Genomic DNA, 14,735 nt, shown 5'->3' on the forward strand with positions numbered 1-14,735 from the left:
ACGTATTCTTCCACGGCGGCCTTCTGTTCGGCAGTCGTGAGTTCCGGCACCATAGCGTGTTCCGGAGCAACGACCATGTAGGTTGCACCAAACAGCGTATCGCAACGGGTCGTGTAGACGCGGAGTTTCTTTTCGGTCGGCTTGCCTTCAGCGTCGGCAATAGCAAAATCAACTTCGGCACCGTAGCTCTTGCCGATCCAATTCTTCTGCATGTCCTTCACGCCCTGCGGCCAGTCGAGCTTGTCGAGGCCCTTCAAGAGGCGGTCGCCATAATGCGGAATGCGCATGAGCCACTGCTTGAGGTTACGGCGTTCGACTTCCTTGGTGCCGCACTTTTCGTGAGAACCGTCGTTCAAAACTTCTTCGTTAGCGCAGACAATCTTGCAGTGCTTGCACCACCACACCTGAGCATCGGCGTAGTAAGCGAGGCGCTTGCCGTCCTTGTACTTGCGAACTTCGTCCTTACCCTTGGCTTCTACATCAGCCGGAATCGGGAGTTCTTCGATCGGGCGGCCCTTCTGCTGGTCTTCATCGAACCAGGTGCCATAAAGGCGCTTGAAAATCCACTGCGTCCACTTGTAATACTTCGGGTCGGTGGTGTTGACTTCCTTGTTCCAGTCGTAAGAGAGACCGAGGCGCTTGATCTGGCGGCGGAAATTGTCGCAGTTCTTCTTGGTCGTAATGGCCGGGTGCGTACCGGTCTGGATGGCGTACTGTTCAGCAGGAAGGCCGAAAGCGTCCCAACCCATCGGGTGGAGCACATTGAAACCGCGGCTGCGCTTGTAGCGGCAAATAATATCCGTTGCAGTGTAACCTTCCGGGTGGCCCACATGGAGGCCTGCACCACTCGGGTACGGGAACATATCCAAGCAGTAATACTTCGGCTTGGACTTGTCTTCGCCAGTCTTAAACGTCTGATGTTCTTCCCAGTAGGCTTGCCACTTGGTTTCGATTTCTTGCGGATTATACTTTGCCATTTGCTTTGTACCTCAGTATGGTTCTGCTAGACGAGAGACGAAAGACTAGAGACGAAAGAATTCGTCGAATCTGCCCAACAGCCTTGTCGCTTGCAGAACTTCATTAAATTTTCGGGCTAAAATTTAGAAACTTTTGCGTAAGGCGAATGAAAAGGGATGGCAGTTAGCCATCCCAAAGTTTGAAACATTTAAAAAAGATTTACCTTTTCGGCTTTGTGAAAAATATAATCGGAAACACGATTCACTCCTAATTTTCCGAATATAACAGTCGCAGAATTCCAAATACATTTATAGACCTTACCAGGTTCACCAGGTTGCGGCGGGATTTCAAAAACAGAGTCCTTATTTTCTTCTGTACATTCAGGTTGTTGGAAACGACTATCATTTGATCGATCTTCGTCAGTTTCCAATGTCCAGGAACCATTTTCGCGATATCGATAATAATTTCTCGGTTCGCAATAATCATAATACACATGCTTCGGACAGGAAAAAACATCAGCGTTTTCACTATCGCATGTAAAATAAAGGAAATCTTTTTTAAAAGTACAATCCTCTAGCAAGCCTGCCGCACGGTCGCCCACCGAAGCATTTTGGGGCAATTCCAAGACATCATATTCTTCGTCAGTTAAATTGTCTTTTCTAGGATCCAAATACTGCTGCGGAATCAAACCCTCAGCCAAAGCCCATTCTCCTGAATAACACTTATAAACATTTTCACCTGATTTACTGAAAAGGCGATCCAACGCATATTCAGTCGGGCATGGACCTAATTCAGAATTAGGTTCAAACTTAAGCCAATAATTCTTCCCTCCACCTGATACACTTAAATAATTCTGCATTCCTTCAGACGATTCGAACGAGCATATTTCCCCGGCAGGCTTTTCCGCACAGTTATATGCAACTTCATCAATTTTTTCCCATTGACTGGTAGAATAATCCTGGCCATTCCCAAAAACACGACATATATAATAATGCGTATTCCTGTACGATACATCTCCATAAGTAAGTTTCTGTTTAGCGCCCTCATTTTCAGCAGTACATGCAGTTTTATTCGCAATGGCATCAAAGTCTTCCAAGATACCATCGCCCATATAAACATATTCATGAGAAATTAGAACGCATCCAGGTTTGCGACAGCCAGGAAGGCTCTCTCTTTTTACGCAAATCGAACCAACATTCAACACACCAGTATCGCAATCCTGTGGTGCTGACGGCTTTTTTGTCGGAACCGGTTCGGTCGAAGGGCTGGGAGTATTTACGACATCGTCACCGCAAGCAGTGAACGACACCATAGAGATTGCAGCCATTGCTGCTATTGCACAAACATGATTCCTTTTGAACATAAGCTCATCTCCAGCATAATGCCAAAAATAATTTATAATAAAAATAACCAATTAAACGCGCAAAAGCACATTCGAACTTTTTTTTGTAAGAAAAAAGTTCTTACATGTCGCGACTTTTCATAAAATAAGATTCTGCACCGAACAACGCAATATCATCCAAAAAATAAAAGTGGCTTTTTTTGAACAAATTTCAGCAATTTCAAAATTCAATCTAAAAAATTTTAAAAATTTAAAACAAAAATAAGTTTTTATAAAACAAAGAATCCCTGGAAGGGATCCACCCATCCAGAGCTAAAATTACAAGTCTGCGCGGTTAGTTTTCACTTAGCGATTCTTGCTATTTCTTCCGTTTCGACCTTAGTCCAAACACCGTTGCCCTTATACACAAAAGACTCAATCTCACCCGTAGGATTCATGCCTGCCTGGAATATGTTTATCGAATTCTGCTTAACACAAGTGTCACCCACGGCCACGCCAGCAGTATCGCAAGTGAGGCTAATGTCACCTTTAACCCAAGAGTCTTTTTGACACCTGTAATACGACATATACCCATACTTGGGATTTCCGCTCCACAGCGATAAAACACGGCCTTCATTCTCCGCATTGCAATCTTCTGCATAAACTTCATCGCCAATAACAGGAATCGGTTCGCTGCACACATTCTTCAATCTATCGCCTTCTTTTTGCACCAAAAAACGTGTAATCGCGCCTCCGGTCAAAGATTCGCACTTCAGATTACTTTCAGTGCGTTCAACATCATATACCAGCCATTCACCCGAAGAACAGGTATAGGAATAAACCTTATTGTCTTTTTCAATTTCTTTTGGCTCTTCACCATCCGTACATCCCGTTTCAATCTTAGGCGCATTCAAGACTTCTTCACAAGAACTTTTTTGATCTTCGCCATAGAAATCGACAGACCCCTTATTAGTCCAGCCATTTTCAGTATAGACATAGCAACTCAAACGAATCGGGCCACCCATACCGACATATCCGTAATATCTAATTGGGCAAACATCGCCAATCTTCACATCGGATTGAGCGCACTCAACATCGGCTGCACTCGTTTCGTTCCAGGAACCTTTTTCACATTTATAGTAGCGGTCGTAACCATACTTTGAATTCCCAATAAACTTCTTTATGGAAGTTCCTTCGCTTTCTGCATTACAGGCCGGGAAAGTATAAGTAAAACCTCCAATATTGATTTGCACACTATCACCGGATGCATCCGTAGGCAACACGGGTTCAGCCAAAGAACGGGGATTACTCACCGCATCATCACTGCAAGCAGTGAGTGAAATCAAAGACAAGCAGGCAAGCACGGGCCATACACAAGAAAAATCTTTTTTGAACATGTCAGCATCTCCTATAAAAGTTCAAATCGCTATATTATCAAACTATAAAAACCCAAGTAAACTATAAATGCTTAGAAAAGCCATGCAAGAATAAAATAAGCATTCAAACACACAAAAACAGTCCGAACAGGACCACTCATTCATCAGCCGTTCCAAGCCCGTATTCTGAGGTTACAAAAAAGCAGGGTAAAACCCGATTTTTCCTCAAAATAAAACGATAAAAATCGTCAGATTAGGGATATTTCACCCCAAAGACCTAAAGCAGCTATAAAACTTAGGGTACAAGCCCCTCTGTAAACATTTTTTTCTTTTCATTTCACCCTTAATAAAATATTTTTAAGTCGTTGAACCTCCACGTTTTATTATTATTTGACCATGCTTTTAAGAAAATCTTGCTTACTCGCGTCTCTGATCTTGGCCCTTTCCACAGGCACTTTCGCTCAAAGTTCCGATGACGACGAATGGGTTTCAGTCGATTCGCCCAGCCCAGCCTCCAGTAGCGAGTCCAATGGCTCATACGACGGCTCTAACGACAGCGAATTTGCAAACGACGAAGATTACGCCAGCGCATACGCAAGATACAAGACCCAGACGACATCGCGTTCCGAAATCAGCAAGCAGCGAAGCGAAGGTTTTTCGCAGTCTGTTTTCCTCGGGGCACGTGTACAGGGCGGTTTCAACACGTTCCTCGGCTCGAACTCTGAAGGGTGGGGCGCAGGCTGGAACGCAGGCGCGGGTCTTATCATCAAGATTTCGATGTTCACAAAGAACTTCAGCCTCGTTCCGGAACTCACGTTCAACTACCGCCAGTACAATTACGAAAAGGACATGGGCGTTTACACCAACAAGGGCAAGCTGAACATCATGTTGTTCGAACTCCCGATCATGTTCCGCTACACGTTCGAGCAATACGACCTTTTTGCGGCTGCCGGCTTGCACCTCGGACTTAAACTGATGGGCGATACGGAATTCAGCTCCGAAGCCAACGGCGGCGTGTTCACAGGAAACTCCGAAAAAAGCACGAACACATACGTTTCAACAAATATGGAAGTGGGACTCGCCATCGAAGGCGGCTACATGATCACAAGAAGCGTACACTTGAACCTACGCGTTGTGCAGAGCTTCACAAACCTCCTGAACCAGGGATTGACCGTAGAACCGTCCTTCACAAATTCAACGCTTCTGACGTTCTATACGAACGTAGGCATATCATTCCTGTTCTAATGGGTTAGTTATTAGTCGATATTTTTTTAATTGCAAAAAGGAAGCGCGGCATAAACGGCCGCGTTTTTTTGCATTGAAAAATGAAATTTTCAAAAAAAGCCTGTTTTTACGTGAAAACCTATTTTTCTTCGTAGTTATTCACGTAATTTTTTAATGTTGTATGTAACATTTTTAATCATTCAAGTATTTTTCACAATCAAACGCGCTACAAAACGCTCCAGATTTCAATTTATGTAGCATAAAAAAGCAAAAAAGTCCTCAACGCGAGGACTTTCCGAGAATTCAAATTTAATTTGTATTGAATTTTACGTGAAAGTTGATTGAAGTTCATTTTTTTCACGTAAAAAACGATATTTTTTCAAATTTTCGCGAGCGCGCCCTACTTCCTACGGATTCTAGGAATTTCCTTCTGGATGAGGAGTTTCTCGATCGGCGCAAATTCTTCGTGCGGCTTGATGGCTTCCTTGTAGAGCACATCGGCGAGCGTCGGATTGTGCGCCAGGAATGCAACCAGAATCGCGTTGCGCAAGAAGAATTCATCCATCGCAGCGACTTCGTACTTCTCGTAGAAATTCGCGACGTATTCTGCAGCGAGCCTGTAATTCTTGGCGCGGGCCGCTTCCATGATGTTGAACTCATCCACGAACGATTCCGGCAGCACGCCCGCATTCACGAGCTTGCGAACCTTACTGTAGACCTTATTCGTGTCGCGAGCTTCCATCGGGATACCACGCATCCATTCCACATATTCTTCGCGGAACTTTTTCCAATCCGGGGAAGTTTCATCCACCTTGAATTTCGGGCGCACAAGGCTATCTACCGCCGTTGCTGAATCGGCGACATTTTCCGAGATCGCCGCAGAATCCGCACCATTTCCAGAATCATCCGCCGAATCGTCGCTGTTCACCGCAAGCATCGCCGAAATACCATCGAACGCCTTCTTGCGCTTTTTCACTTCTTTAAGATACGCCAACAGCGCGCGTTCGCGATACTTGTCCGTACCTGCCTTGAGCATCGACTGAACCTTTATCGGGCGGCGCAGCGCATAATCAGCCGAGTCCAAATATTCCGGCCAGCAAATTTCGCAACTGTCGAACACCTGCACAATGCGCGCGTTCGAATGTACAAAGCGAGCTTCTTCCGCCTTGTTATCGACAATCGGGATAAACGTGCTATTCGGTTCCACGCCATCCAGGAGCGACGTAATCATCTTCGAAGTGAACAAGAAATTCTGTTCGCCAAAGAAATCCGGTTCACGGTGGATGCGCTTGAATTCCTTCACGAGCGTTGAATCTGTGCTGAAGCGACCAATCGCACGTTGCATCACCGGTTCGTCACTAGCGACAATGATAATGTCTGGTTCCTCAGGAGCCTTGTACAAACTCACATACGGGAACGCGACATCAAGTGCCTTCAAGATGTTGAGGAACAGCAAGTCATTGAATTCGTACGTCTGGATCCATTGTACCCAAAGTCCGCCCGGTTTCATGTAGCGGCGCATCTTGGTGTAAAATTCATGGCTGAACAAACTTGCGACACCGCTCACCCACGGGTTACTCGGAACGCTAATCATCAAGTCGTACTTACGGCGATTCGTGAGGAAGAACGTCTGCGCGTCGTCAATGAAAATGTGGATGCGCGGGTCATCGTAACCACGGGCGTTCCACGGATAAAATCCGCGAGCGAGGTTCATCATTTCTTCTTCGATTTCCACGCAGTCAAAATCGCGCACCAGCGGGTCAGAAAGCAAGTAATGCGCACCCATGCCACTGCCAAAGCCAACCATTGCGGCATCGTAAGGCTTGTCCTTCATAGCCATCGGCATAAATGCAGTCGCGGCCTGCGTGAGTTCATCGCCTTCAATCGGGCGTTCACGATTCTTGCTCATGCTCGCATCGGCCTTGCCGTTCGTCTTCACGTAATAATGCACGTCGGATTCGTGGAAGCTGATCGTCGCCGTCTTGCCGTCACGCACCACAATCTTTTCATCTGGATGCAAATTCTTGTAAGCGCGGAAAGCACCCGACGTAATCATGTGCGGGTCGAAATTCACAAAGAACGAAGGCAAAATCATCACCGCCGTCATCACGTAAAAGAGTACGCTATAGCGGAACTTTTTACGATAAACGACAAGCAAGATAAAGCCAATCATAAAATCAAGCACAGCAGCGAGCACCAGCGAGCCCTTGAGCTGCATCAGCGGCAACAGCAAAAGTCCACCGCCTGCCGAACCAAGAATCGAACCCACCGTGTTCCAGCCGTACACCTTACCAATCGGAGCTTCGCTCTTGAACGCACGCGTCAAAATCAACGTAATCAACGGGAGCGTCATGCCCGCAAAGAAGCTCGTCGGCACCATCCACAAAATCGAAAGCGCGTACTTGAAAATGCTCCAGCAAACATAACCGTCATTTGTCGTATTGAAAATCTGGTTTGCGACATTCATGCCTTCCCAGAACGGCTTGTAAAAGTACAGTGTGCAAAGCGCAAAGAATCCCATAAAAATTTGCGCCAGCGAAAGCACCACAAGCGAGTCCTTCTTCAAAAGTTTTCCGCTCACAGCGCTACCAATCGCAAGTCCCAAAATAAATGCCGAAAGCATCTGGTCAAAGCTATGGCTCGAAGAACCCATCAACAGCGAGAGCAAACGGATCCAGACAATTTCATAGACAAACGAAGTAAGCCCTGTAATTCCGGCAATCCAGAACCACATATTCTTCGGCGGCATCGCAAGCTTGTGCTCCGCCACATAATCTTCGTTGAGCGGTTCCGGACGCGCAGCATTCTCGCGAACTCCCGCACCATCTTCGCCAACACCTTCCTCCTCAAGTTCTTCCTCATACGTCGAAGGCGTCGTGTAGCCGATAAAGCAGAACACCGCCGCAAGCAAGAAGTTGATCGAAGCCGCCACGCAAAGCGTGATGTGGTTTCCGAGTTCCGGAATCAAGATGTAACTTGTGAACAAAATACCAATGGCACTGCCGAGGCTGTTCGTAAAGTAAAGCATCGGAAGTGAGACCTCGGCACCGCTCTTGCGCATAAGACCCGCCGCAATGAACGGGAACGTCATGCCCACCGCAATTGCAATCGGGAGCGTCGAACCCGTCGCCAAAACGACCTTCAGAATTTCCGCGCCACGCGAACTCAATCCCGCGACAAAATTCGAATCGTAAAAGTAATCTGTAATCCAGATGTACATCGGGTGGTAAATCAACCCACCAATGCCAATCGCAAGTTCCACCGCCGCATACCCGAGCAGTGGCCGCTTCACGCGCTCCACAAGCTTGCCCGCAACAAAACTGCCTATCGCAAGCCCGCCCATGTAAATGCAGAGCGTGAGCACCTGACCATAGCTCGAATGTCCGAGGAAGAGTTTAAGGTACCTGGCCCACGACCCCTCGTAAATGAGACCCGCAAAACCAGAAAGAGCAAAAAGCGCGTAAATAACGATATTCATGAGTGCAAATCTATACTAATTAAAAAGTTATAAGTTTGCTTGCACCTCATTTCCCTGTAATTTTTTGGAGATGTAAAATTTCCTTAGGCCCCTTGCCACATCTAGCGATATTAGGTACATTAATGCAGCACGTGATTCTCTGTCAAACGAAGAATCGCGTTTTCGTTTTATAACGCTAACGCATTCGCCTCGGCAATGAAAATAAGCAAGCTTATTTTCGCTGCTCTCGGCTTAGTGCGTTTTTTTTATTCCATGATTTCGGAATAAGGGAACGCCTCTAACATCAACCGGTCACAAAAGTGATCATATGGAGGCTGTATGAAGTCTATTACGTCAAATAAGATTTCCGAAAACAATCAAATAATCATCTACCAAACTAGTGATGGCAAGACGCAGATTGATGTCCGCATGGAAAACGAGACTGTTTGGCTGAATGCGGAGCAAATGGCCTTGCTTTTTGAAAGAGACAGCAAGACAATCCGTAAGCACATCGACAACGCAATAAAGGAAGAATTAGCAGGCGATATGGTTGTCGCAAAATTTGCGACAACCACTCAACACGGCGCTATTAAAGGCAAAACACAGACTAAAGAAGTCAATTATTACAATCTTGATGTCATTATCTCCGTCGGTTACCGCGTAAAAAGTAAACGCGGTGTGCTATTTCGCCAGTGGGCAAACAAGGTTTTGAAGGATTACCTAGTTAAGGGTTTTGCCATTAACAATAAAGTAGCCGCCTTAAAGTACAACGAGCTAACCAAACTAGTGAAACTGGTCGGTCGTACAGCAAGAACACAGGAAAAATTGACATCCGACGAGGCGACCTCTTTGGTTCAAGTAGTCTCTGACTATACATACGCCCTTGACACTCTTGATGATTACGATTACCAAAAATTGGGAATCCGCAAAGTAACAAAACACGCTCGTTTCAGGGCTACCTACGAAAACGCAATAGAAGCCATTCGGAGCCTGAAGAAAAAATTTGGAAGCAGCTCCCTGTTTGGACACGAAAAGGACCAATCTTTCAAAAGTAGCATCGGACAAATTTATCAAACCTTTGATGGAACCGATTTATATCCCTCTGTGGAAGAAAAAGCCGCAACACTACTTTACCTGGTAATCAAGAACCATTCTTTTAGCGACGGCAACAAGCGCATTGCAGCGACTCTATTCCTTTGGTTTATGAAGAATAACGGAATCCTCTATAACAAGGACGGATCCAAACGCATTGCAGACAACACCCTCGTTGCAATAACATTGATGATAGCCGAAAGCCGACCAGAAGAAAAGGACATGATGGTCAAGGTGGTGGTGAATCTGATTAATAAGGATAACGGTTAGGAAACACGTTTTCTCATTTCAATTTCCCCACACTTTCACTAGGAATATGTAATTTTGGGTATTATGGGTTCATGGCTAATGACAGTAAACCGAGCATTTTCTATTTTTATGCATAAAAACAAATATACGCATAAATTCGAATTTTAAACACGGAAACAAAATGACTCTTCGCGAAGCGTTTGAATCAAAGATGATGCTGCTCGATGGCGGCATGGGCTCTGTTATCCAGACTTACGGGATCAAGGGCGCCAACAACGATATGCTCTCCATCGAAAAACCCGACATCATTCTCGACATCCAGCGTCGTTACGTGGATGCAGGCGTGGATTGCCTCACTACGAACACGTTTTCGAGCCAGCGCGTGAGCCAGCACGAATACCACCAGGAACATCGCATCGCCGAGATGAACCGCGCTTCCGTAAAAATCGCGAAGCAGGCCGCCGAAGAAGGCTTCAAGAAGTATGGTCGCCAAGTCTATATTTTGGGCGACGTCGGCCCCACGAGCAAGATGCTCTCCATGAGCGAAGACGTGAACGATCCGGCAAGCCGAGCCATCACTTTTGACGAACTCGAAGATGCGTATTTGGAACAAATTTCCGTGCTCATGGAAGAAGGCGTTGACGCCATCCTCATCGAAACGATTTTCGATACGCTGAACGCGAAGGCTGCCCTCAGCGCTTACAGCAAGGCAAACGACGCCCGCATTGAAGCCGCCAAAGCCGCAGGCACACCCGAAGCTGAAATCAAGCCGATCGAAGTGATGCTCTCGATGACCGTGAGCGATGCCTCCGGCCGTACACTTTCGGGCCAGACGGTCGAAGCATTTGCCGTGAGCGTGATGCACATGCACCCGCTTTCCATCGGCTTAAACTGCGGTCTCGGTGCAGACGGCATGGTGCCGTACCTCCGCCGCATGGGCGCCATCGCCCCGTGTTACCTCAGCTGCCACCCGAACGCAGGTCTTCCGAACCAGTTCGGCGGTTACGACGACACGCCCGAAGACATGGTGCGCCTGATGCGAGTTTATCTGGACGACAAGCTCGTGAACATGATTGGCGGTTGCTGCGGTACAACTCCGGAACACATCGCCGCCATGCGCAAGATGCTGGACGAACTCCCCGCCGACTATAAGCGCCGTGAACCAGCACCGAAGTACGTCACTTGCCCGCGCCTCCGCCTCGCCGGTTTGGAACCGTTGTTTAGAGAACAGGTTCGTCCGAGCAACGGTGCCGACAGCTGCAATGCCGATGATTTCGTGAAGGTCGGCGAACGCTGCAACGTCGCGGGTTCCAAGAAGTTCTTGCGCCTCATCAACGAGAAGAATTACGAAGAAGCGCTCGACATTGCCCGTAAGCAAGTCGATGACGGCGCGGACGTCATTGACGTCAACATGGACGATGGCCTCCTTGATGCCACCGCCGAAATGCGCACGTTCCTGAACTTGATTGCATCTGACCCTGCCGTAAGCCGCGTGCCTATCATGGTCGACAGCTCCCGTTTCGAAGTCATCGAAGAAGGCCTCAAATGCATCCAAGGTAAGAGCATCGTGAACTCGATTTCCCTCAAGATGGGCGAAAAGGCGTTTATCGAACACGCTCTCACCGTGAAGCGTCTCGGCGCCGCCGTAATCGTGATGCTCTTCGACGAAGAAGGACAGGCTACGAACTACGAGCGCCGTGTACAAATTGCGTCCCGCGCTTACGATATCATGGTGAAGCAGTTGCACTTCGACCCGTCCGATATCATTTACGATCCGAACGTTTTGACAGTCGCAACCGGCATGGCAGAACACAACGCCTACGCCATTGACTTTATCCGCGCCGTCCGCTGGATTATGGACAACCTCCCCGGTGTCCGCATCTCAGGCGGTCTTTCGAACCTTTCGTTCGCATTCCGTGGTAACAACTACTTGCGCGAAGCGATGCACACCACGTTCCTGCATTACGCCATCCCGAACGGCATGGGCATGGCCATCATGAACCCGAGCGCAATTATTAAGTACAAGACGATTCCGCTTGAACTCCGCATGGCGATCACCGAAGTCATCTTCAACACGGAACCGGAAGCCAGCGAAGAACTCATCGAAATTGCAAGCCGCATGAACGCAGCGGCCGCAGCCGCAAAAGAAGCAGGCACTAAGTACGATCCGAAGGCGATTTTTGCCGTAAGCACCGGTGCAAGCAGCTCTTCTGACGAAAGCAATGCCGCCGCCGATGCCAAGCCCACCACGCCCGAAGAACGCTTACAAGAAGCGCTCCTCAAGGGAACTTCTACAACGCTCCAGCCCGACTTGATGGAACTCATCAACCGTGGCGATAGCCCAGTCGGAATCATTTCTGGCCCGCTGATGGACGGCATGAACGAAGTGGGTCGTTTGTTCGGCGAAGGCAAGATGTTCCTCCCGCAAGTCGTGAAGACCGCACGTACCATGAAAAAGGCCGTGGAAATTTTGCAGCCTTACATCGAAGCGGGCAAAGACGCGAACGCATCGAGCCGCGGTAAAATCGTCATCGCGACCGTCAAGGGCGACGTGCACGACATCGGCAAGAACATCGTCTCCGTGATTATGGCTTGTAACGGCTACGACATGGTAGACCTCGGCGTGATGGTTCCCGAAGACGTCATCGTCAAGGCCGCGATTGAGAACAAAGCAGATATCTTGAGCCTTTCCGGACTTATTACGCCGTCTCTCGAAGAAATGTGCACTGTCGCAAAGGCCATGCAAGAAGCAGGTCAGCGTATCCCGATTATCGTCGGTGGCGCCACGACCTCGCCCACACATACCGCCGTGAAAATAGCTCCGTGCTATGACGGCCCCGTTTTCCACGTGCGCGACGCCGCCAGCAATCCGGGCCTTGCCCAGAAATTGCTCGACCCCGCCACTCGCGAACAAACAATTCAGGAAAACCGCGAAGAGCAACAGCGCATCCGCGACAAGCAAAACGGCATCAAGACCGAAGCCGCTAACGCCATGGCCGCTGCCGCCTCCACACCAGAAGAACGCCGTTTCCAGTACGACTGGAGCAAATACCAGCCGGTACAGCCGCCGTTCATGGGCGAAAGCAAGCTCCCGCCGATTCCTATCGAAAAGATTATCCCGCTCATCAGTTGGGAATACTTCTTCTTCACTTGGAAAATCAAGCCGGAAGAAGAAGAGGCAAAGAAACTCAAGGCCGACGCCGAAGCGCTCATCAAGTCGCTTACCAAGCCCGAATACGCGCTCCGCGCCGTTCAGGCGTTCTACCCCGCCGCAGGCACTGAAAAATCCGTTATCTTCAACACGGGCCGCACAGGCACGGACGCAGACTTCGTTGAAGTCTCGACCGCGCGCCAGCAGAATCCTGAAGGCACTTGCCTTGCGCTCTGCGACTACGTCGCGCCGGCAAACGCCAATACAGCAAGCGTTTTCGCTGCCCCCGCAGGCAAGGATGTTTTCCGCGACATCGTCGGTGCATTCGCAGTGACCATGAGCGACACGTTCGTCAAGCGCTTGGAAAAGTTGAAAGCAGAACAGGGCGGCAGCGACTACGACGTTCTCCTCATGCAGACCGTCGCCGACCGCCTCGCCGAAGCAGGCGCCGAATACTTGAGCCAGGAACTCGAACACAACAACGGTTGGAAGGGCATCCGCCCGGCCGTCGGCTACCCCGTGCTCCCGAACATCAAGGAAATTTTCAACGTCGCGAAGCTCATCGATTTCAATAGCGTCGGCATCAGCCTCACCGAAAACGGCGCCATGTACCCGCAAGCATCCGTGAGCGGCCTCTACATCAGCCACCCCGAAATCGATTACTTCCAGGTAAAGTTATAATGCAAATCAGAACCGCAACCATCAGTGATCTAGACGCAGTCGCAAACGTCGAAGCCGAATGCTTCCCGCCAGCCGAAGCCGCCACCCGTGAATCTTTCGCCGAAAGACTTAACTGTTACGGCAATCACTTTTGGCTGATGTTCGATGGAGACAAGTTAATCTCGTTCGTCGATGGATTCGTCACCGATGAACCCGACTTGACCGACGCGATGTACGAAGATGCCGCCATGCACAACGAAAACGGCAAGTGGCAAATGATTTTCGGAGTAAATACAATTCCCTCGTACCGCAAGCACGGTTACGCCGGAGAACTTATTCAAAAGCTCATTGACGATTCCAAGGCGCAAGGCCGCAAAGGCGTTGTTCTAACTTGCAAAGACAAGCTCGTCAACTATTACGCTAAATTCGGATTTGTAAACGAAGGTGTCAGCAATTCCGTCCACGGCGGAGTCGTCTGGTACCAGATGCGCCTTACGTTTTAGCTTCAACCTTCCACGGCGTAAGCCCAACGACATTATCGACCGGGAGCGCAAATGCAATTCCCTGCCCCATCGTATTGAGGCCCGCTTTCTCGTAAAGCGAATGGAGCACCGCGTCCTTCACGTTCAACGGCACAAGAATCATCACGACTTCCTTCTCAGGCTGGATAGCGATATGGAAAAACGCTTCCGCTTCTTTATTTGCCGTACCACGGGCGTTCAAGACCGTGCCACCACGGGCACCCGCCTCTTTAGCGGCTTCCATCACAGTATCGGAGAATCCGTTGTTCACAATGCAGATAATCAATTCATGTGTATTCGGTTTCATAATTACCCTCTCCCTACCTGAGATCGGTTGTCGCTCAAAAAGTTAAATACCGACTTGCCAATGACGCTTGACATCGGAATCGTGTAAGCAATGCCCTTGCCGTTCACAATCGTCCTGAACTTTTCTTCCAAACATTCCAGAACTGCTGGCACATGGTCTTCGCCAATGATGCTGATAATCACCGCACGTTCAGAATCCGCAAGCCCAAGCGCCGCCACGATTTCGCGCGGAGCCGTTCCATGCCCGTAAAACACGAACTGCATATTCGCGCCAAACGACTGGATGTAATCCATGTAGAAGTCCGCCTTTGAACGGTTCACCGTCGTCACGAGAATCTTGAGGCGATTCATCGAGACTTTGGAATGAACCTTTTGAGGCACCGCCCGTTTCAAAACATTCTTTACTGTTTCAACCATCGTA

Annotated in this window: 10 protein-coding genes; 4 read left to right on the forward strand and 6 right to left on the reverse strand. The window is 48.7% G+C overall.

The window, feature by feature from the left end; genetic code table 11:
- The 3 genes from ACJMM9_RS13680 to ACJMM9_RS13690 form a co-directional block, all read right to left on the reverse strand.
- The coding region (locus ACJMM9_RS13680) for a class I tRNA ligase family protein (protein ID WP_405328054.1) at positions 1 to 977 on the reverse strand (977 nt) is incomplete at its 3' end.
- 188 nt (positions 978 to 1,165) lie between these two features.
- A complete protein-coding gene (locus ACJMM9_RS13685) occupies positions 1,166 to 2,371 on the reverse strand; it encodes a hypothetical protein (RefSeq protein ID WP_405328056.1) in 1,206 nt (401 codons plus the stop codon).
- 269 nt (positions 2,372 to 2,640) lie between these two features.
- Positions 2,641 to 3,675 carry a hypothetical protein gene (locus ACJMM9_RS13690; RefSeq protein WP_405328059.1) on the reverse strand — a complete coding sequence of 345 codons (1,035 nt, stop codon included), beginning with the start codon at positions 3,673 to 3,675 and terminating at the stop codon, positions 2,641 to 2,643.
- A gap of 414 nt (positions 3,676 to 4,089) precedes the next feature.
- On the opposite strand from ACJMM9_RS13690, the gene ACJMM9_RS13695 reads away from it, so the two are divergent.
- Positions 4,090 to 4,899: an outer membrane beta-barrel protein gene (locus ACJMM9_RS13695; protein ID WP_405328061.1), complete on the forward strand. Its 810-nt coding sequence runs from the start codon at positions 4,090 to 4,092 to the stop codon at positions 4,897 to 4,899.
- 379 nt (positions 4,900 to 5,278) lie between these two features.
- On the opposite strand, the gene ACJMM9_RS13700 is transcribed toward ACJMM9_RS13695, so the two are convergent.
- Entirely contained in the window at positions 5,279 to 8,356 is a 3,078-nt protein-coding gene (locus ACJMM9_RS13700) for a spermine synthase (protein ID WP_405328064.1), read from the reverse strand.
- Between the two features lie 318 nt (positions 8,357 to 8,674).
- On the opposite strand from ACJMM9_RS13700, the gene rhuM reads away from it, so the two are divergent.
- From rhuM to ACJMM9_RS13715, 3 genes are all read left to right on the forward strand, one after another.
- A complete protein-coding gene (gene rhuM, locus ACJMM9_RS13705) occupies positions 8,675 to 9,697 on the forward strand; it encodes a RhuM family protein (protein WP_405328067.1) in 1,023 nt (340 codons plus the stop codon).
- Between the two features lie 160 nt (positions 9,698 to 9,857).
- The gene (gene metH / locus ACJMM9_RS13710; RefSeq protein ID WP_405328069.1) at positions 9,858 to 13,508 is read left to right on the forward strand and encodes a methionine synthase; all 3,651 of its coding nucleotides are present in this window, start codon (positions 9,858 to 9,860) and stop codon (positions 13,506 to 13,508) included.
- Positions 13,508 to 13,990: a GNAT family N-acetyltransferase gene (locus tag ACJMM9_RS13715; protein ID WP_405328072.1), complete on the forward strand. Its 483-nt coding sequence runs from the start codon at positions 13,508 to 13,510 to the stop codon at positions 13,988 to 13,990. The genes metH and ACJMM9_RS13715 overlap by 1 nt, the downstream gene beginning before the upstream one ends.
- Here ACJMM9_RS13715 and ACJMM9_RS13720 read toward each other — a convergent pair.
- Together ACJMM9_RS13720 and ACJMM9_RS13725 are read right to left on the reverse strand one after the other, a co-directional pair.
- Complete coding sequence (locus tag ACJMM9_RS13720) at positions 13,980 to 14,315, reverse strand: P-II family nitrogen regulator (protein WP_097020869.1); 336 nt, start codon at positions 14,313 to 14,315, stop codon at positions 13,980 to 13,982. The two genes, ACJMM9_RS13715 and ACJMM9_RS13720, sit on opposite strands and share 11 nt — an antisense overlap.
- Before the next feature lie 2 nt (positions 14,316 to 14,317).
- Positions 14,318 to 14,731, reverse strand: coding sequence for a hypothetical protein (locus ACJMM9_RS13725; protein ID WP_405328075.1), 414 nt, complete (start codon positions 14,729 to 14,731; stop codon positions 14,318 to 14,320).
- Positions 14,732 to 14,735 lie beyond the last annotated feature (4 nt).

Source organism: Fibrobacter sp., from assembly GCF_045112255.1.
Taxonomy (GTDB): domain Bacteria; phylum Fibrobacterota; class Fibrobacteria; order Fibrobacterales; family Fibrobacteraceae; genus Fibrobacter.

Bases quoted from the DNA above. Each gene is read 5' to 3' on its own strand.
- ACJMM9_RS13720 (WP_097020869.1), bottom strand. From the start codon at position 14,315: ATGAAACCGAATACACATGAATTGATTATCTGCATTGTGAACAACGGA.
- ACJMM9_RS13690 (WP_405328059.1), bottom strand. From the start codon at position 3,675: ATGTTCAAAAAAGATTTTTCTTGTGTATGGCCCGTGCTTGCCTGCTTG.
- rhuM (WP_405328067.1), top strand. From the start codon at position 8,675: ATGAAGTCTATTACGTCAAATAAGATTTCCGAAAACAATCAAATAATC.
- ACJMM9_RS13725 (WP_405328075.1), bottom strand. From the start codon at position 14,731: ATGGTTGAAACAGTAAAGAATGTTTTGAAACGGGCGGTGCCTCAAAAG.
- ACJMM9_RS13715 (WP_405328072.1), top strand. From the start codon at position 13,508: ATGCAAATCAGAACCGCAACCATCAGTGATCTAGACGCAGTCGCAAAC.
- metH (WP_405328069.1), top strand. From the start codon at position 9,858: ATGACTCTTCGCGAAGCGTTTGAATCAAAGATGATGCTGCTCGATGGC.
- ACJMM9_RS13700 (WP_405328064.1), bottom strand. From the start codon at position 8,356: ATGAATATCGTTATTTACGCGCTTTTTGCTCTTTCTGGTTTTGCGGGT.